The organism is Cytobacillus luteolus, from assembly GCF_017873715.1.
In the GTDB taxonomy this organism is placed as follows: Bacteria; Bacillota; Bacilli; order Bacillales; family Bacillaceae_L; genus Bacillus_BV; species Bacillus_BV luteola.
The window spans coordinates 410,818-430,326 of the sequence record NZ_JAGGKM010000002.1 but is presented as its reverse complement, the minus strand read 5'-3'; the positions used below and the strand labels follow the sequence as shown (position 1 = coordinate 430,326).

20 protein-coding genes and 1 other annotated feature are annotated in these 19,509 nt (G+C 35.9%); all 20 genes read left to right on the top strand.

Features of this window, described 5'->3' with window-relative positions; genetic code table 11:
• Positions 1-4 precede the first annotated feature (4 nt).
• The 20 genes from spoVE to ileS all read left to right on the top strand — a co-directional run bounded on the left by spoVE (position 5) and on the right by ileS (position 19,251).
• Positions 5-1,105, top strand: a complete 1,101-nt coding sequence (spoVE, locus tag J2Z26_RS06960; RefSeq protein ID WP_193536828.1) for a stage V sporulation protein E — start codon at positions 5-7, stop codon at positions 1,103-1,105.
• A gap of 147 nt (positions 1,106-1,252) precedes the next feature.
• On the top strand, positions 1,253-2,350 hold the full coding sequence (gene murG / locus J2Z26_RS06955) for an undecaprenyldiphospho-muramoylpentapeptide beta-N-acetylglucosaminyltransferase (RefSeq protein WP_193536826.1): 1,098 nt from the start codon (positions 1,253-1,255) through the stop codon (positions 2,348-2,350).
• A gap of 121 nt (positions 2,351-2,471) precedes the next feature.
• Entirely contained in the window at positions 2,472-3,380 is a 909-nt protein-coding gene (murB, locus tag J2Z26_RS06950) for a UDP-N-acetylmuramate dehydrogenase (protein WP_193536824.1), read from the top strand.
• 148 nt (positions 3,381-3,528) lie between these two features.
• Positions 3,529-4,308, top strand: a complete 780-nt coding sequence (locus J2Z26_RS06945; protein WP_193536822.1) for a cell division protein FtsQ/DivIB — start codon at positions 3,529-3,531, stop codon at positions 4,306-4,308.
• Positions 4,283-5,005: a DUF881 domain-containing protein gene (locus tag J2Z26_RS06940; protein ID WP_227413721.1), complete on the top strand. Its 723-nt coding sequence runs from the start codon at positions 4,283-4,285 to the stop codon at positions 5,003-5,005. Before J2Z26_RS06945 ends, J2Z26_RS06940 begins: the two co-directional genes overlap by 26 nt.
• 26 nt (positions 5,006-5,031) lie before the next feature.
• Positions 5,032-5,745 carry a DUF881 domain-containing protein gene (locus J2Z26_RS06935; RefSeq protein ID WP_193536818.1) on the top strand — a complete coding sequence of 238 codons (714 nt, stop codon included), beginning with the start codon at positions 5,032-5,034 and terminating at the stop codon, positions 5,743-5,745.
• A gap of 2 nt (positions 5,746-5,747) precedes the next feature.
• Positions 5,748-6,110: a small basic family protein gene (locus tag J2Z26_RS06930; protein ID WP_193536816.1), complete on the top strand. Its 363-nt coding sequence runs from the start codon at positions 5,748-5,750 to the stop codon at positions 6,108-6,110.
• Between the two features lie 134 nt (positions 6,111-6,244).
• On the top strand, positions 6,245-7,531 hold the full coding sequence (gene ftsA / locus J2Z26_RS06925) for a cell division protein FtsA (RefSeq protein WP_193536814.1): 1,287 nt from the start codon (positions 6,245-6,247) through the stop codon (positions 7,529-7,531).
• 41 nt (positions 7,532-7,572) lie between these two features.
• Positions 7,573-8,715: a cell division protein FtsZ gene (ftsZ, locus tag J2Z26_RS06920; RefSeq protein WP_193536812.1), complete on the top strand. Its 1,143-nt coding sequence runs from the start codon at positions 7,573-7,575 to the stop codon at positions 8,713-8,715.
• 249 nt (positions 8,716-8,964) lie between these two features.
• Complete coding sequence (spoIIGA, locus tag J2Z26_RS06915; protein ID WP_193536810.1) at positions 8,965-9,891, top strand: sigma-E processing peptidase SpoIIGA; 927 nt, start codon at positions 8,965-8,967, stop codon at positions 9,889-9,891.
• Between the two features lie 54 nt (positions 9,892-9,945).
• Entirely contained in the window at positions 9,946-10,665 is a 720-nt protein-coding gene (gene sigE / locus J2Z26_RS06910) for an RNA polymerase sporulation sigma factor SigE (protein WP_193536808.1), read from the top strand.
• A gap of 116 nt (positions 10,666-10,781) precedes the next feature.
• A complete protein-coding gene (gene sigG / locus J2Z26_RS06905) occupies positions 10,782-11,603 on the top strand; it encodes an RNA polymerase sporulation sigma factor SigG (RefSeq protein WP_406565559.1) in 822 nt (273 codons plus the stop codon).
• 450 nt (positions 11,604-12,053) lie between these two features.
• Positions 12,054-12,299: a YlmC/YmxH family sporulation protein gene (locus J2Z26_RS06900; RefSeq protein ID WP_193536804.1), complete on the top strand. Its 246-nt coding sequence runs from the start codon at positions 12,054-12,056 to the stop codon at positions 12,297-12,299.
• 106 nt (positions 12,300-12,405) lie between these two features.
• The gene (pgeF, locus tag J2Z26_RS06895; protein WP_193536802.1) at positions 12,406-13,242 is read left to right on the top strand and encodes a peptidoglycan editing factor PgeF; all 837 of its coding nucleotides are present in this window, start codon (positions 12,406-12,408) and stop codon (positions 13,240-13,242) included.
• Positions 13,239-13,916, top strand: a complete 678-nt coding sequence (locus J2Z26_RS06890) for a YggS family pyridoxal phosphate-dependent enzyme (RefSeq protein ID WP_193536800.1) — start codon at positions 13,239-13,241, stop codon at positions 13,914-13,916. Before pgeF ends, J2Z26_RS06890 begins: the two co-directional genes overlap by 4 nt.
• 13 nt (positions 13,917-13,929) lie before the next feature.
• Positions 13,930-14,367: a cell division protein SepF gene (locus J2Z26_RS06885; RefSeq protein WP_193536798.1), complete on the top strand. Its 438-nt coding sequence runs from the start codon at positions 13,930-13,932 to the stop codon at positions 14,365-14,367.
• A gap of 5 nt (positions 14,368-14,372) precedes the next feature.
• Positions 14,373-14,633 (top strand): YggT family protein, encoded by a 261-nt coding sequence (locus J2Z26_RS06880; RefSeq protein ID WP_193536796.1) that lies wholly within the window; start codon positions 14,373-14,375, stop codon positions 14,631-14,633.
• An 85-nt stretch (positions 14,634-14,718) separates the two neighbouring features.
• Complete coding sequence (locus J2Z26_RS06875) at positions 14,719-15,492, top strand: YlmH family RNA-binding protein (protein ID WP_193536794.1); 774 nt, start codon at positions 14,719-14,721, stop codon at positions 15,490-15,492.
• A gap of 94 nt (positions 15,493-15,586) precedes the next feature.
• The gene (locus tag J2Z26_RS06870) at positions 15,587-16,105 is read left to right on the top strand and encodes a DivIVA domain-containing protein (protein ID WP_193537359.1); all 519 of its coding nucleotides are present in this window, start codon (positions 15,587-15,589) and stop codon (positions 16,103-16,105) included.
• A 39-nt stretch (positions 16,106-16,144) separates the two neighbouring features.
• Positions 16,145-16,366: a binding site (T-box leader), on the top strand.
• Positions 16,367-16,485: 119 nt separating this feature from the next.
• A complete protein-coding gene (gene ileS, locus J2Z26_RS06865; protein WP_193536792.1) occupies positions 16,486-19,251 on the top strand; it encodes an isoleucine--tRNA ligase in 2,766 nt (921 codons plus the stop codon).
• The last annotated feature ends 258 nt before the right edge of the window (positions 19,252-19,509 follow it).

Here is a 19,509-nt window from a genome sequence, read left to right as displayed (position 1 = left end):
TACGTTGTCGACCAAAAAATCCACGCCTGACATAATATTAATAGTTATAACATTATCCCTACTAGCTGTCGGTTTAATCATGGTTTATAGTGCTAGTGCAATTTGGGCGACCTATAAATTTGATGATTCCTTCTTTTTTGCAAAAAGGCAACTGTTGTTTGCTGGTGTTGGTGTTGTAGCGATGTTTTTTATTATGAATATAGATTATTGGACATGGAGAACGTGGGCCAAGGTAATCGTTATTATTTGTTTTGTACTATTAGTAGCTGTATTGATTCCGGGAATTGGAATGGAGAGAAATGGTTCACGGAGTTGGATTGGCGTTGGAGCATTTTCCGTTCAACCATCGGAATTTATGAAGTTAGCTATGATTGCTTTTTTAGCCAAGTACTTATCGGAAAATCAAAAAAAGATTACTTCATTTAAGCAGGGATTAGTTCCGTCACTTTCACTTGTATTTTTAGCATTTGGAATGATTATGCTTCAGCCTGATTTAGGAACAGGAACTGTTATGGTAGGTACCTGTATCGTTATGATTTATGTGGCAGGGGCAAGAATTAGTCATTTTGTAGGCTTAGGCTTACTAGGGGTTGCGGGATTTGTAGCGCTCATCCTTTCTGCTCCATACAGAATTAAACGTATTACATCCTTTTTAAACCCTTGGGAAGATCCTTTAGGAAGTGGCTTTCAAATAATCCAGTCACTTTATGCTATCGGGCCGGGTGGGTTATTTGGATTAGGGCTAGGTCAGAGTAGGCAAAAGTTCTTTTACTTACCTGAACCACAAACGGATTTTATCTTTGCGATTCTTGCAGAGGAACTTGGTTTTATCGGTGGTTCTTTTGTCATCCTGTTATTCAGCCTTCTTTTATGGAGAGGGGTTCGAATCGCATTAGGTGCACCTGACTTATATGGTAGCTTCTTAGGGATTGGAATTATTGGAATGATTGCCATCCAAGTAATCATTAATATCGGAGTAGTCACGGGGTTAATGCCTGTTACTGGTATAACATTACCTTTCTTAAGTTATGGTGGATCGTCTTTAACACTAATGCTTATGGCTGTAGGTGTATTACTTAATATAAGCCGGTACGCAAGGTATTAATTAAAATGCTTTTATAGACAACTTGACCGATGCTATAATAGAAATGCTAGTGTAAACCCTGTTCTTTATAACAGGGTTTATCTATTTTTACAAATGTTATATAGAGCTTAGCGCTTATAAGCTCGATCTAGGAGGTAAATTACATCAATGAGAATAGCAATTAGTGGCGGAGGAACCGGCGGACATATTTATCCGGCAATAGCACTTATCAATGAAATTAAAAATATAGATTCTACAGTAGAATTTTTATATATTGGAACCGAAGTAGGCCTAGAAAATAAGATTGTTAGACGAGAGAATATTCCTTTTAAATCCATTGACATTTCAGGCTTTAAACGTAAACTATCATTAGATAATATTAAAACAATTTTTAGATTTGTTAAGGGTGTAAGAGATAGTAAAAAGTATTTAAAAGAATTTAAACCGGATGTAGTCATAGGAACTGGTGGTTACGTATGTGGACCAGTTGTATATGCAGCTGCAAAATTACATATTCCAACAATTATACATGAACAAAACAGCGTACCTGGCTTAACAAATAAGTTTCTCTCACGCTATGTAGATACGGTAGCCATCTGCTTTGAAGAAGCTAGGAGTTATTTTCATGGCCCGAAGGTTGTTTTGACTGGTAATCCAAGAGCATCTGAGGTTGTTGGAAGAGATGGATTTAAAGGAAGAGAATCTGTTGACTTAAGTCATGATAAACGCTCTGTATTAATTGTAGGTGGTAGCAGAGGTGCAAGGCCGATTAATGACGCGTTTTTAGAGGTGTTGCCGGAGATTGGTAAGAAGGATTATCAAGTTGTATATGTAACTGGTGAAATACACTATGATAAAGTGTTACAGCGTGTAAAGGAAGTTGGAAGCCCTAATAATGTTGTGATTAAACCGTTTATTCATAATATGCCAGAGGTTTTAGCAGGTGTAGATTTAATAGTTGCAAGAGCGGGTGCTACTACGCTGGCTGAAATAACTGCATTAGGTCTACCAAGCATTCTTATTCCTAGCCCATATGTTACCAATAATCATCAAGAAAAGAACGCACGAGCACTAAGTGATAATGGTGCAGCAATCTTAAGGTTAGAGGCAGATATGAGTGGCTCTATACTATTATCTGATATAGATTCTATCCTTTTAGATCATCAATTATTGGAAAGAATGAAGATAGCGTCTAAAGAATTGGGTATTAGAGATGCGGCGCAAAGACTATATGCTGAAACTAAGCATCTTATAAAAAGTAGTTAAGTACCTTTAGGTAAACATCCTGCATAAACTAATAAAAAAGCTTATTACTAATTTCTTTGTTTGCTTTAAATACAAACACAGTATTTAGTACTAAAGTTTTTACTAAAGGGGGAGACCTATCGTGGAAGCGATTGTTCAAGAATTAATAAGTGCAAATGTCGGAAAAGTGTTGATAGATGAACCATTAGCTAATCACACTACAATGAAAATTGGTGGTCCGGCAGATATCTTTATAGAACCACAGGATATACAAGGTATAAAAAACACAATCGAAATTATCAAAAGGCATAAAATAAAATGGATAGCTATAGGGAGAGGGTCAAATTTATTAGTTTCTGACAAAGGAATTGAAGGAGCTGTAATAAAGTTGGGAGATGGACTTGACCATCTTTCTATTGAGGGCGAAACGGTTACTGTTGGTGCTGGTTTTTCAGTTGTTAGATTATCAACTATGATAAGCAAAAAAGGATTATCAGGCTTAGAATTTGCGAGTGGTATCCCTGGTTCTGTTGGAGGAGCGGTCTATATGAATGCTGGGGCACATGGTTCAGATATCTCTAAAATTCTAGTGAAAGCGCATATTTTATTTGCAGATGGTACGATGGAGTGGTTGACAAATGAAGAGCTTACTTTCTCATACCGTACATCTATACTACAGAAGCAACGACCAGGTATTTGTATTGAAGCCGTATTTAGATTAGAAAATGGTGACCGTGAAGCAATTGTTAATCAAATGAAGAAAAATAAGGATTACCGAAAGGAAACGCAACCATGGAATTTCCCGTGTGCAGGTAGTATATTTCGAAATCCATTGCCAAACTACGCAGGAAAATTAATAGAGGATTCAGGCCTAAAAGGGCATAGTATTGGCGGAGCGCAAATTTCGGATATGCATGCAAATTTCATTGTAAATACAGGTAATGCGAAAGCACAAGACGTTTTGGATTTAATACAGCATGTGAAAGAAACCATTAAGGAAAAACATGATGTGAAAATGGAGACAGAGGTTGAAATTATAGGAAGAAAATAAATAATAGGATGTCCTAATTAATTACATTTATGATATACTATTCATTATTGAGCTTTTTTAAGTTAAACGGCATTTTAGGTGCCGTTTGTTTCACTTTTTCCTCGTTTTCTCTATTCGAATATTGTAATTTAGTGTGGGGTGAAGTTAAATGTCCAAAGGGAAAGTTGTAACAATCGAAGACAGGATCCCAAAACTTAAACAGAAGAGAAAACAAAAAGCAAATAAAAGACTAATATGGTACATTTCTATCTTCTTTCTGCTCGTTATGTGTGTCGTTTACATTCAATCTCCGTTAAGCAAAGTGTCCAAAATCTTTATATCTGGATATTATAATGTTTCAGAAACGGAGATTATTAAGTTAAGTGAGCTTTCCAAAGAGACAAGCTTCTTTAGAATTAATATAGAAAATACAAGTAAACAAATTGAAACCCATCCCGAGATTAAATCAGTGAGTGTCGAGAAAAAGCTACCAAATAAAGTCCTTATAAAAGTGAGTGAATATAAAAGGGTTGCCTATATTTCTAATGAGGAGCAATATTATCCTATATTAGAAAATGGACAAGTCCTTCATTCGCTAACCGAAGCAACAATTCCCTCTGATGCACCCATTTTAATTAATTGGTTAAACAATGATGATATTCAGGACATGGCTAAGGAACTAACCAAGCTAAACCCTAGTATTGCAAATTCTATATCTGAAATTCACCATACACCTGAGTCATCTGATCCTTTACATATAACTTTATTCATGAATGATGGGTATGAAGTGAGTGCGACTGTACGAAACTTTGCTGAAAAAATGTCAGCCTATCCGGCGATCATAAGTGAGCTTGACCCTAGTTTAAAAGGGGTTATTCATCTTGAGGTAGTTTCTTATTTTAAAGCTTATGAACGAGAGGAAGATGAAGAGAGTGAAAGTGAGAGGTAAACATGTCATTCTTTCGTTTGTATGTCTAGTATTAGGATTCATGATTTCTTTTTCTTATCAGTTTACTAAGCAAGAGGCTGCAAACGGAAATGGTAAACCAACTGAACGGCAATGGACTAAGGAATATGAATATCGAAATAATTTAATTGAACAAGAGGAAAAAAATCGTGAGCTTCAAAAGGAATTAGTGGAAAAACAAGAGAAAGTCCGTGAAATAGAGGAAGAACTAGCTAAGGGCGAACAAGAGAAAATTTATTTTAATCTTGTTGAAGATGTTGAAAAGCTTCGTATGTATGTTGGAGACGTCAGGGTAAAAGGACAAGGTATACAGGTTACCCTATCAGATTCGTCATATGTACCAACTGGTGAGGATGTAAATAATTATATTGTTCATGAGAGCCATCTATTTAAAGTAATAAATGAATTATATATTTCTGGCGCACAAGCAGTATCTATTAATGGAAAAAGGCTTTCACATGACTCCTATATTTACTGTAATGGACCAGTAGTAACCGTCGATGGTAACCCTTATCCTGCTCCTTTCGTCATTGCTGGGATAGGGAATCCTGATGTTTTAATTCCTGCCTTGAATATTAATGGTGGTGTAATTGATCAATTACTTCAGGATAACATTGTAATTAAAGTAGAAAAAAAGTCAGAGATTGTTATGGAGCCATTATTACAAACAAATGAATAATATGTAAAAAGAAGTTGGTGGGAACGTTGGACAAAAAATCGAGTATTAGTTTTACTATTGTTACAGTCGTAGTCGGTGTCATGTTAGCCGTCCAATTCCAAACCATTAAAGAACCGGTTGTAAGAGATACACGTGATACCTGGGAACTTCGGGAGGATTTAAAAAGGCAACAAGAACTGCATTCGGAGCTCTTATCTGAAATATATAAATATGAAGAGAAAATTGTGAAGTACGAAACAGAAAAGGACGATAGTAAAGAAAACATCCTTAGGGAGACATTAGACGAATTACGGGAAAAAGCGGGACTTACTGAAGTCACTGGACCAGGTATAATATTAACGGTCGAGCCTTCATTTAACACCGTAGGTGAACCTGTGAGTTACGTTTCTCCGGAACTATTAAGAAGATTAATAAACGAATTAAACTCCTATAACGCTGAAGAAATTTCAATAGACGGCCATAGGATTATTAATACAACTGTTATTCGTGAAATACAGCAGTATACTAAAATCGATACGTATCCTATCCGTTCTCTTCCAATAGAAATAAGAGTTATAACCGATGATGCGGAGAAGCTATCAAATCGAATGAAAGTTTCAAACTCGATTCAAGATTTCTTCTCAGATAACCTTATTTTATCAGTCTCAGACGCAATAAGTGAACTGACTATTCCGGCTTATGATGATGTGATTCGTATTAAACATTTAGAACCAGTTACAAGTGGAAAAGGTGGAAGTTAAACATGTGGCTCCCTATTATAGGATTACTAATAGGTATATTACTAGGATTATCATCAGAATTTAAAGTGCCAGATGAATATTCCAACTATTTATCGATTGCTGTTCTTGCTGCACTTGATACTCTCTTTGGAGGAATTCGTGCTCATTTGCAAAATATTTATGACCAAGCTGTTTTTGTTTCTGGTTTTTTCTTTAATATTTTATTAGCTGCAAGTTTAGCTTTTCTAGGTGTTCATCTTGGTGTAGACTTGTATTTAGTAGCGGTTTTTGCATTTGGAGTTAGACTATTTCAAAATATCGCTGTTATTAGAAGGATATTAATTGCTAAGTGGAGTATTTCCAGAGATAAAATTGAAAAAAATTGAATTTTTTAAAAGGGAAAATACTGTATTTGTTGAATATTTGTTTTATGTAACTTATTTTTATAAAAAAAATAGCTGTTATTCTTCAAATACGCTCGAATGAGAGATGCTTTAATTGTAAAAGGAGGTGCCAAAGAATGAACAGCAATGAAATTTACGTAAGTCTTGACATCGGTACATCCAGTGTTAAAGTAATCATTGGTGAAATGAGCCATGATTCCTTAAACATAATTGGTGTAGGAAATGTGAAATCTGAAGGACTTAAAAAAGGTTCAATTGTAGATATAGATGAAACCGTTCATTCAATTAAGAAGGCTGTTGAACAAGCTGAAAGAATGGTTGGTATGCCAATAAAACAAGTTGTTGTTAGTGTGCCCGCAAATAACGTACAATTGAAAGAGTGTCATGGTGTTATAGCCGTTTCAAGTGAAAGTCGCGAAAATCGTGAAATAAGCAATGAGGATGTAATGAGGGTTATTGAGGCAGCTCAATTTGTTTCGATTCCACCAGAACGTGAAATCATTGATGTTATACCAAAACAGTTTATTGTTGACGGATATGATGAAATTAGTGATCCTCGTGGGATGCTTGGTGTACGTCTTGAAATGCAAGGGACGATTATCACCACTTCAAGAACGATATTACATAATTTATTGCGCTGTGTTGAACGAGCAGGACTTACAATTGCAGCCATTTGCCTACAGCCTCTAGCTGCAGGTTCTATTACTCTCTCAGAAGATGAAAAGAATCTAGGAGTGGCATTAATAGATATTGGTGGTGGCTCAACCACAGTTTCTATTTTCAGAGATGGTTTCTTACAATCTTCAAACGTTATTCCTGTTGGCGGAGATCATATCACAAAGGATATCTCAATTGGTTTACGAACATCTACTGAAGATGCTGAAAAAATAAAAATAAAACATGGACATGCCTTCTATGATGACGCATCTGAAGAAGAAGTATTTAGTGTACCGATTATTGGTAGTGATCAGCACCAGCAGTTTAACCAATTAGAAATATCAGATATAATTGAAGCAAGATTAGAAGAAATTCTAGACTTAGTAATTAATGAATTAAGGAAATTAAATGTTAGAGATCTTCCAGGAGGATTTGTTCTAACCGGTGGAGTTGTTAATCAACCTGGGGTTTTAGAACTAGCCCAAGTAGTACTGCAGAGTAATGTTAGAATTGCAAAACCAGATTACATTGGAGTTCGTGAGCCACAATTCTCAACTGGTGTAGGCCTAATTCAGTTTGCATATGAGCACTCAAAAATTCAAGGTAAGCGAATTGGTTCTATGATTTCACAAGAATCAGAAAAGAGAAACACAAAACAACAACCAGTAAAAAACAAGCCAAACACAAACGATGATCAAAATATTGGAAAAAAAGTTAAAAGATTTTTCGGTTACTTCTTTGAGTAGAAGTATCGAAAAGCTCTTTCGATGAATTAGGAGGATCTTAGATGTTGGAGTTAGATACAAATCTTGACCAATTAGCAACGATTAAAGTTATTGGTGTAGGTGGCGGTGGAAATAACGCTGTAAACCGAATGATCGAACATGGTGTACAAGGTGTGGACTTTATTGCTGTTAACACAGATGCGCAAGCATTAAACTTATCAAAAGCTGATATCAAAATGCAAATTGGTGGTAAGCTTACTCGTGGTTTAGGTGCAGGTGCAAATCCTGAAGTTGGTAAGAAGGCAGCAGAAGAAAGCAGAGAACAAATCGAAGAAGTATTAAAAGGTGCAGACATGGTTTTCGTTACGGCAGGTATGGGTGGCGGAACTGGTACTGGTGCAGCTCCGGTTATAGCTTCTATTGCGCGTGACCTTGGTGCCTTAACTGTTGGTGTTGTTACTCGTCCTTTCACTTTTGAAGGTAGAAAAAGAGCAGGGCAAGCTGCAGGTGGGATTGCAGCAATGAAAGAGGGCGTAGATACCTTAATCGTTATTCCAAACGACCGCCTTTTAGAAATCGTTGATAAAAATACTCCGATGCTTGAGGCGTTCAGAGAAGCTGATAATGTACTTCGTCAAGGTGTACAAGGTATATCTGACTTAATCGCTGTACCAGGGTTAATTAATCTAGACTTCGCTGATGTTAAAACTATAATGTCGAACAAAGGTTCAGCATTAATGGGTATTGGAATGTCAACTGGTGAAAATCGTGCAGCTGAAGCAGCTAAACGAGCTATTTCAAGTCCTTTATTAGAAACTTCTATTGATGGTGCACAAGGTGTACTAATGAACATCACTGGTGGTACTAACTTGAGCTTGTATGAGGTTCAAGAGGCTGCAGACATAGTTGCCTCTGCATCAGACGAAGAAGTAAATATGATTTTCGGATCAGTTATCAATGAAAATTTAAAGGATGAAATATTAGTTACAGTCATTGCAACTGGCTTTAATGATATTGATACTACTTCCTCTAAACCTGTAAGACCAGCCATTAACACTACAAAACAAGCTTCAACTACAACGAGAGAAACAAAACGAGATGATTCTTCGAACGAATATCAATCCCGTCCTACTAAAGAAAGCTCTCAGAATGACGAAGCTCTAGATATTCCGGCATTCTTAAGAAATCGTAATCGTCGCAGATAATATTTGAAAGAGTCTTTCCAATTGGGAAGATTCTTTTTCTATTGTGTGAAAGGTTTTTAGAGAATCTATATATGGAAAGCTATTCTAAAAAAACATCTAGAATACATTGTTTTACAATATTCGTAAAAATCTATCAAAATTTCTCCTCTATAATCGTCAGCAAGTGACAGACTTCAATAGAGAATGTACTATATACTATTAATAATAGGTAGTAAATCGAATAAGGGCACTCTTGAAAGGAGAACGGGATTGAACATCTACCTTGATGTTATTTGGTTGCTGAACTTTCTATTTGATGGGTTGTTACTCTTACTGACAGCATTCATTTTAAAGCGAAAAATTTTAATATGGAGAATGGTATTAGGGGCATTTATTGGGTCTTTAATTGTTATTTTAATGGTATCTCCTTTGTCAATGTATGCATCACATCCAATTATAAAACTAATTTTTTCATTTTTAATAATTGGTAGTGCCTTTGGATTTAAACGTTTCCGATATTTTATTCAAAATCTATTAACCTTTTATTTTGCTACCTTTGTAGTTGGTGGTGGAATGATTGGTGTTCATAATTTCTTGGAATATGAAGTAAAGGTATTGGATGGCGTACTAATGACAAATACAACAGGTTTTGGCAATCCTATTAGTTGGGCTTTCGTATTGGTTGGATTTCCTGTGTTATGGTATTTTACCAGAAAACAAATTAGTGATTTTGAAATGAAAAAGATACAATTTGATCAGATTGCTGAAGTGGTCATATCTATAGAGTCTCTTGAACTTCGGGTAAAGGGATTAATAGATAGTGGTAATCAGTTATATGATCCGATAACAAAAAGTCCAGTACTAATTGTTGATACAACTAAAACAGTTCATTTTTTTCCTGAGTCAATTATTCGACAATCAAAAAATATTGAAGCTTTAGGTTCTGATCAAGATCAAGAAGCCCATAAATGGGAAAGCAGAATCCGAATAATACCGTATCGAGGTGTTGGTCAAGACCATCAATTTCTACTCGCTATTAAACCTGATAAGATTACGATTTTCCATAACGGTGAACAAATCTCTGTTACGAAAGGTTTGATTGCACTTAATCATACCCCTCTATCTTCCGATGGAGAGTATGAATGTATTGTTCATCCCAAAATGCTGCTCTCATCAACTGTTCAACCGGCATCTTAGAGTTATCTATACTATCATACTCATCAAACTACAATTTAGAAGGAGGAACTTTACGTGGTCAAACTTAAACTTCGTTTAACCTATTTGTGGTATAAAATATTACTGAAATTTGGTATTAAAACTGATGAAATTTACTACATTGGTGGAAGTGAAGCCCTACCACCACCACTTTCAAAGGACGAAGAAGAGCTTTTATTAAGAAAGCTTCCTACTGGAGATAAAGCTGCAAGATCAATCTTAATAGAAAGAAATTTAAGATTAGTTGTATACATTGCAAGAAAATTTGAAAACACGGGTATTAATATAGAAGATTTGATAAGTATCGGAACTATAGGACTAATTAAAGCGGTAAATACCTTTAACCCTGAAAAGAAAATTAAATTAGCTACATATGCATCAAGATGTATTGAAAACGAGATCCTCATGTACTTACGAAGAAATAATAAAATTCGGTCGGAAGTTTCCTTTGATGAGCCCCTAAATATCGACTGGGATGGTAATGAACTTCTTTTATCAGATGTTCTAGGCACAGAGGAAGATATTATTACTAAGGATCTAGAAGCAAATGTTGATCGCAAGTTACTAGTTAAAGCACTGCATCAATTAAACGAGCGAGAAAAACAAATTATGGAGCTCCGCTTTGGGTTAATTGGTGGAGAAGAGAAAACTCAAAAAGACGTAGCTGATATGCTTGGTATATCACAATCTTATATTTCCAGGCTTGAGAAGAGGATCATTAAAAGACTCCGAAAAGAATTCAATAAAATGGTGTAATAAAAAATTTTTTTTACCCGATTTAGTCGCCGAAATTACGCTACTATTCGGGTTTTTTCTTGCCTTTTCCTGTAAATTCGAGAAATAGCTTGTGCATATTTTTCCCTCCAAAGGAGATACTTAACTTTGTACAGCAACTCCTGTTAGGAGGGAAAGAATTGACTCGAAATAAAGTTGAAATTTGTGGTGTAGATACTTCAAAGCTACCAGTACTTAAGAATGAAGAAATGAGAGAACTTTTTAGACAAATGCAAAGTGGTAATTTGTCTGCACGAGAGAAATTAGTAAATGGAAATCTACGATTGGTTCTCAGTGTTATTCAACGGTTTAATAACAGGGGGGAATTTGTAGATGACCTATTCCAGGTAGGATGCATTGGATTAATGAAGTCTATTGACAACTTTGATCTAGGCCAAAATGTCAAATTCTCTACATATGCTGTGCCTATGATCATTGGTGAAATAAGACGATATCTAAGAGATAATAATCCAATCAGAGTATCAAGATCCCTTAGAGATATTGCTTACAAAGCATTACAAGTGAGGGAGCGTTTAATGAGTGAGACTTCAAGGGAGCCAACGGCAGAAGAGATTTCGAAGGTGCTCGATGTTCCACATGAGGAAATTGTGTTTGCCTTAGATGCTATTCAAGACCCTGTATCATTATTTGAACCGATTTATAATGATGGAGGAGATCCAATTTTTGTGATGGATCAGTTAAGTGATGAACGAAATCGGGATATTAACTGGATTGAAGAAATTGCATTAAAAGAAGGTATGAGACGTCTTAACGAGCGTGAGAAATTAATATTAAGGAAACGTTTTTTCCAAGGAAAGACTCAAATGGAAGTTGCTGAAGAAATTGGGATTTCTCAAGCCCAAGTTTCACGCCTTGAAAAAGCTGCCATTAAACAAATGAATAAGAACATTCAAAACTAATGCATAGGACTGTCCTTAAATGGGGCAGTTCTTTTTAGATACTCTTTATTAGGGCTTTTTCAAGTGCGAATTCCCATCGGGGAGGAAGTCGAGCCTCCTCGACGTTCCGTCTGCGGCGTCTCGACCTTTCCTCTACTTCTGAGCAGGAGTCAAGTGCCTTCCGCTACAATCCACTCAGTGTCTTTCTATTTGATAAGGAACAAACATTTATATAAACCCCTGTTATTGTACTTTGTTCAGAGTATTGTTATTCGCTAGAATACACGGAGACCCCGCAGGTGCAGATCACCTAGGAGGCTCCCGGACTGCCCGCGGAAAGCGAAGAGGATTTTAGCGAATGACTCCCAGTACATTTAGGTTATTTTAGTAGGAGTTTAAATTTTATACAATATTATCAGTTGCAGAATCATATAGTACAGTAAAAGGATTTTTTGAGAGGGCGGGTACGATATGATTCATATATCAGAGTTCCAGATGAAAGAAGTTGTAAATGTTGGGGACGGTAAGCGTTTAGGGAATATAACGGACTTTGACATTAATTTAATGACTGGTAAAATTGAAGCAATCGTTATATCTGGACAAGGAAAAGTGTTGGGGTTCTTTGGAAAAGATGAAGATATTGTCATTCCGTGGAAAAATATAGTCAAAGTTGGAGCAGATGTGATCCTTGTAAGACAAATGAAAAACCTTGAGTAGGCTACATAAGTTTGACATTTTTCTTATGTTTTCGCACTCAATTATGTAAAACTATGATAAAATAAGGAAAAGAAGGTAAAAAATTAACGAAAAAAGGATTTAACTCATGACAAAAAATCTCTTTTCAAGACAAAGTGAAGGAATTTTACAACTGAAGAGTTGGGAAAACATAGACCCATCTATTGTTGCTGGTTTTACGACAAAGATAGGTGGTTTTAGTGATGCCCCTTTTCAGTCCTTTAATATGGGTCTACATGTAGGAGATGATTCTAAACTTGTGGGACAAAACCGTGATAAATTGGCCAATGCAATTGGCTTCCCAACCTCGAACTGGGTTTGCTCAGAACAAGTCCATGATGCTGAAATTATGAAAGTGACGAGGAATCATGCTGGCAAAGGTGTTTATATATACGAACAGGGCATAAAGGGAACGGATGGCCTTTACACAAGGGAAAGAAACCTTCTTCTAACTTTATGTTTTGCTGATTGTGTTCCACTTTATTTTTCTGCACCTAAATATGATTTAATCGGTGCAGCTCATGCGGGGTGGAAAGGAACAGTAAATGATATAGGAGGAAAGATGATTAGAATCTGGGACACTGAAGAAAAAGTATCTCCAGAGGATATTCATGTCGTGATTGGACCTGCTATAGGTTCATGCTGTTATATCGTTGACAACTCTGTTATCGAAAAAGTAAATGAAGTCCTTACCTATGACGAATACATACCTTACAAACTTGTTAGTGAAGGACAATACTCCCTGGATCTAAAAATAGCAAATCAACTTCTTTTGGTTCAATCAGGTGTGCCTAAGGATAATATTCAAGTTTCCTCTTACTGTACGAGTTGTGAAAAAGAACTGTTTTTTTCACACCGACGTGATAAAGGTCAGTCAGGGAGAATGGCAAGCTATATTGGACGTAAGGAGGATATTGGACTATGAATGTGAAGGGAAATCTAATAGAAATAGAAGCTAGTATTGAAGAAGCCTGTAAGCAATTTGGGCGGGATCGTAGCAACGTTCAAATTATCGCGGTAACGAAATATGTTAGTATAGATCGTACTATTGAAGCAGTTGAAGCCGGAATCACGCATCTAGGTGAAAGTAGGGATGATGGCTTATTAAAGAAGTGGGATGAACTAAACCATAAAGTAGCTTGGCACTTTATTGGTTCACTACAAACTAAAAAAGTAAAAAAAATTATTGATAAAGTTGACTATATACACTCACTAGATCGATTGTCATTAGCAGAAGAAATTCATAAGAGATCCTCGAAACAGATAAATTGCTTCGTTCAAGTAAATGTTTCTGGTGAGGAATCAAAGCACGGAATACATTCAAACGAAGTAATTGACTTCATACATAAAATGAAGGATTTTCCAAACATAAGAGTTGTTGGGTTAATGACAATGGCTCCATTCACTGAAGACCAACAGGTTATCAGAGAATGCTTTAGGAACCTTAGACTTCTAAGTCTTGATGTACAAGCCTTAACGCTACCATATGCACCATGTCTTGAACTATCTATGGGTATGTCAAATGATTTTGAAATTGCTGTAGAGGAAGGTGCGACCTTTCTTAGAATAGGGACTTCTTTAGTTGGAAAGGAATTTTGAGGAGGTAGGATAGATGAGTATAAAAAATAAATTCAAAAGCTTTTTTGCATTAGAAGATGAATATGACTACAATGAAGATGAATATTTTGAAGAAGAGGAACTTGAACCTGTAAAGGCTACTAGATCTTCAGCTAAACAAAATGTAGTAAGCTTACAAAGTGTACAAAAATCTTCTAAGGTTGTATTGTTTGAACCTCGAGTTTATGCTGAAGCACAAGAAATTGCTGACCATTTAAAGAACAGACGTGCAGTTGTAGTTAATTTACAACGAATTCAGCACGATCAAGCAAAGCGTATTGTTGATTTCCTAAGTGGTACTGTTTACGCGATAGGTGGGGATATTCAGCGTATTGGGACAAATATCTTCCTATGTACACCTGAAAATGTTGATGTTTCTGGTAATATTTCAGACGTTGTTACAGAGGATGAGTTATCTGAGAAGAGGTGGTAGATTAGATGGATTTACTTCAAGGTATTTTACAAACAGCTATTCAATTTTACTCATATGCATTAATTGCGTACATCTTAATGTCTTGGTTTCCAAATGCGAGAGAGTCTAGGATTGGCCAATTTCTTACAAAAATTTGTGAGCCATACTTAGAACCTTTCAGAAAGATTATTCCACCATTAGGTATGATCGATATTTCGCCAATTGTAGCTATTTTTGTCTTGAATTTTGCTTCAATTGGATTAAATACTTTATTTGGAATGTTTTAGTGTATAGTACAATTCTTGAAGCTCGGCATTAGCCGAGTTTCTTTAAGTAGTTCGACCTAATTTAGTATATGGAGAAATCATTTATATGAATATCTATCAACATTTTCGAAAAGAAGAGCATGCCTTTATTGATCAAGTAATGTCATGGAAGGAAACTGTACTTACACAATACGCTCCTAAAACAACAGACTTTCTAGATCCTAGAGAACAGGATATGATGAAACTTATCATCGGTAATGACTCAGAAGTTCAGGTTAGCTTCTACGGTGGACATGATTCTACCGAAAGAAAAAGGGCACTTCTATACCCTGAATATTATAAACCCGCAGTTGATGATTTTCAGTTATCTGTTTTTCAAATTGTGTATCCTTCTAAATTTGTTACAATTGATCACCGTAAAATATTAGGATCCCTAATGTCTTTAGGTGTAAAGAGGAGTAAGTTTGGGGATATCCTTGTCTCTGGTGACCTCGTTCAGATTATTGTAGCAAAAGAAATAGGAGATTATATTCGGGTGAACCTGGAATCAGTCGGAAAAGCGACAGTTTCTCTTAAAGAAATTTCTTTTGACAATATTGTCTTAACTGAGGAAGCGTGGGATGAACATTCCACAACAGTTTCTTCAATGAGACTTGATGTGGTACTATCTTCCATCTATAACTTGTCTAGGCAAAAGATTCAAGCGTTTATACAATCTGGTTTGGTTAAGGTTAATTGGAAAATTGTAGAACAAACAGCTTTTGAGTGTAAAGAAGGAGATGTACTTTCCCTTCGTGGGTTTGGACGAAGTAAACTTCTTACTATTGAAGGAAAAACAAAAAAGGAAAAATGGCGAATCATTGTAGGGAAACAAAAATAATTCCAGAATCATTGCAGGATTTTGACTTTTAACGTCGAATATGTCGAATAGTGAAATATATGGACTAACACTACTACTTATTGGAGGTGGCAATATGCCTTTAACACCATTAGATATTCATAACAAAGAGTTTAATAAAGGATTTCGTGGATACGATGAAGATGAAGTTAATGAATTTCTTGACCAAGTGATTAAGGACTATGAATTGGTCATTCGTGAAAAAAAGGAACTAGAAGCTAAATTGGCAGAGCAAGGTGAGAAATTAGGTCATTTTACAAATATTGAAGATACTTTGAATAAATCAATTTTAATAGCTCAAGAGACTGCTGAAGACGTAAAAAGAAATGCTCAAAAAGAAGCGAAACTTATTATTAAAGAAGCAGAAAAAAATGCTGATCGTATTATTAATGAATCTCTTGCTAAATCAAGAAAGATTGCTATTGAAATTGAAGAGCTCAAGAAACAGTCTAAAGTTTTTAGAAATCGTTTTAAAATGCTGATTGAAGCACAACTAGATCTAATTCAATCTGATGACTGGGACCACTTAATGAAATACAATGTGGAACCTGTTTTTGATGACTCTGAAGATAACAGAAGCAAACTTGACGTTTAGACAATTTATAGCATATAATTTATAGTAAATTTTATTAAATAGTTAACGATGATGGGGACAGTAGTGTTTTATTTTACTTACAAAGCGAGTCAGGGACGGTGTGAGCCTGACTAAGGATAAAATATGAAGATCACCCTGGAGTTCCTTTCTGAACCTTAAGTAAGTTTAGGCGAATCATTCACGTTAAGAATGTTTGAGTGGGCTAATTGTATTTTTATTAGTCATTTAAGGGTGGTACCGCGAGACCTTCTCGTCCCTTTTGGGATGAGAAGGTCTTTTTGTATTTTTAAAAAATTATGTATATTTCATTAAAGCTGATAGTAAATGATTATTTTTGGCAATGATGAAAGTGAAACCAAAGTTGGAGGAGAAATGTTTTTATGGAGTACAAAGATACGTTATTAATGCCTAAAACCGAATTCCCAATGCGTGGAAATCTACCAAACAGAGAACCACAGTTGCAAACTAAGTGGGAAGAAATGGATATTTATAAAAAGGTACAAGAGCACACGAAAGATCGCCCATTATTTATTTTACATGATGGCCCTCCATATGCTAATGGGGATATCCACATGGGTCATGCTCTTAATAAAATTTTAAAGGACTTTATCGTTCGTTATAAATCCATGAGTGGATTTTGTGCTCCGTATGTTCCAGGATGGGACACTCACGGATTACCAATAGAAACAGCTCTCACGAAAAATAAAAAAGTAAACCGTAAAGAAATGTCGGTTGCTGAATTTAGAAAGCTATGTGAAGAGTATGCTTACGAACAAATTAATAGTCAACGTGAGCAGTTTAAACGTTTGGGTGTTCGAGGAGACTGGGATAATCCATACATCACTTTAAAGCCTGAGTACGAGGCACAACAAATAAAAGTTTTCGGTGACATGGCAAAAAAAGGCTACATTTATAAAGGATTAAAACCTGTCTATTGGTCTCCTTCAAGTGAATCAGCACTAGCTGAAGCAGAAATTGAATATCAAGATAAGCGCTCAGCCTCTATCTATGTTGGCTTTGAGGTGAAAGATGGTAAGGGTGTTCTAGAAGGAAATGAACAGATTGTTATCTGGACAACAACACCTTGGACTATTCCAGCTAACCTTGGCATTTCTGTACATCCAGACCTAGATTATAGTGTTGTTGAAGTTAGTGATAAAAAATATGTTGTAGCTACAGATTTACTTGAAAGTGTAACAAAAGAGTTTGAATGGGAAAATGTCTCAACCGTTAAAAAGGTAAAAGGTAAAGAACTAGAAAACGTAATTGCTAAACACCCAATATATGGTCGTGACTCCCTAGTGATGTGCGGAGAGCATGTTACTACTGAGTCAGGTACTGGTTGTGTTCATACTGCACCGGGCCATGGTGAGGATGACTTTATTGTTGGGCAAAAATATGGATTAGATGTATTATGTCCTGTTGATGAAAAGGGTTATATGACATCTGAGGCTGAAGGGTTTGAGGGCCTATTTTATGATGAGGCGAATAAGCCAATCTCTGAGAAATTGTCAGAAGTAGGTGCACTGTTAAAACTTTCGTTTATCACCCACTCGTACCCACATGACTGGCGTACAAAAAAACCAACCATCTTCCGTGCAACGGCGCAATGGTTTGCATCCATCAAAGATTTCCGTTATGAATTAATGGATGCAGTGAAAGAAACAAAATGGGTACCTGCATGGGGCGAGACTCGTCTATTTAACATGGTACGTGACCGTGGGGACTGGTGTATTTCACGTCAACGTGCATGGGGAGTACCAATCCCAGTGTTTTACGGTGAAAATGGAACTCCTATTATCAATGATGAAACAATCAATCATGTATCAAACTTATTTAGAGAACATGGGTCAAATGTTTGGTTTGAACGTGAAGCAAAGGATTTATTACCTGAAGGATTCACTCACGAGTCAAGTCCAAATGGAACATTTACAAAAGAACAGGATATCATGGATGTATGGTTCGATTCTGGATCTTCACACCAAGCAGTGTTAGTTGAACGTGACGATTTACAGCGCCCTGCGGATTTATATTTAGAAGGTTCTGATCAGTATCGTGGTTGGTTTAACTCTTCTTTATCGACAGCTGTTGCAGTTACAGGTAAAGCACCATACAAAGGTATTCTAAGTCACGGATTTGCTCTAGATGGCGAAGGTCGAAAAATGAGTAAATCAATAGGTAATGTTGTAGTACCATCAAAAGTAATGAATCAACTCGGAGCAGATATTCTTCGTTTATGGGTAGCATCCGTTGATTATCAATCAGACGTAAGGGTTTCTGATAATATTTTAAAGCAAGTAGCTGAAGTTTACCGTAAAATTCGTAACACCTATCGATTCTTACTAGGTAACTTAGCTGATTTTACTCCAGATCATGCACTTGATGTTTCAGAGCTTAGAGAAGTAGATCAATACATGCTAGTTAAATTAAATAAGCTTATTGCTAAGGTTAAGAAATCTTATGACAACTATGAATTTGCTGCTATTTTCCATGCTGTTCATAATTTCTGTACGATTGAATTGAGTTCGTTCTACTTAGATTTTGCCAAGGATGTACTGTATATCGAATCTGCTGACAATAAAGAACGTCGTGCAATTCAAACTGTGTTATATGAAACTTTGCTTGCTTTAACAAAATTGATGGCACCAATTTTACCACACACTGCTGATGAGGTTTGGGAGCAAATCGCTTTTGTAACCGAAGAAAGTGTTCAGTTGGTTGATATGCCTGAAGTGAAAACCATTACTAATCAGGATGAAATTGAAGCAAAATGGGATTCATTTATGACCTTAAGAGACGATGTCTTAAAAGCACTTGAGGTAGCTAGGAACGAAAAAGTTATAGGTAAATCACTTAGTGCTAGTATTGTATTATATCCTAACGATAAAACGAAAGAATTATTGGCATCTGTTGATGAAAACCTTAAACAACTATTCATTGTTTCTGGGTTTGAAATTGGTGGAAGTATCAACGATGCACCTAAGAATGCACAAAATTTTGAAGATGTAAAAATAGTTGTTGGTACTGCTACAGGGGAAACATGTGAGCGCTGTTGGGTTGTAACAACAACAGTAGGTCAAGTCGAAGAACATCCAACACTTTGTACGAGATGTGCAAATGTTGTGAATACTAGTTATCAATCATAGAAATTGCTTTTTCTCATAAAATAATACAAAGGAAACTCGCTAGATGCGGGTTTTCTTTCATTTTTAATTGAAAAAAATCGCTTTGAAATTTTCATTAGTCTTGTCTGCCGACACATAACAAACCATTCTTGCGTATATTTTCATTGAACGACTTATAAGGCTGTTTATTTTATGAAGAGCTTTAAAGGAAAAACTTGTGGGCTTTTAAAGATATTGTTTTCGGTTACACTATCACTACTAACAGATCAGCGTTAATCA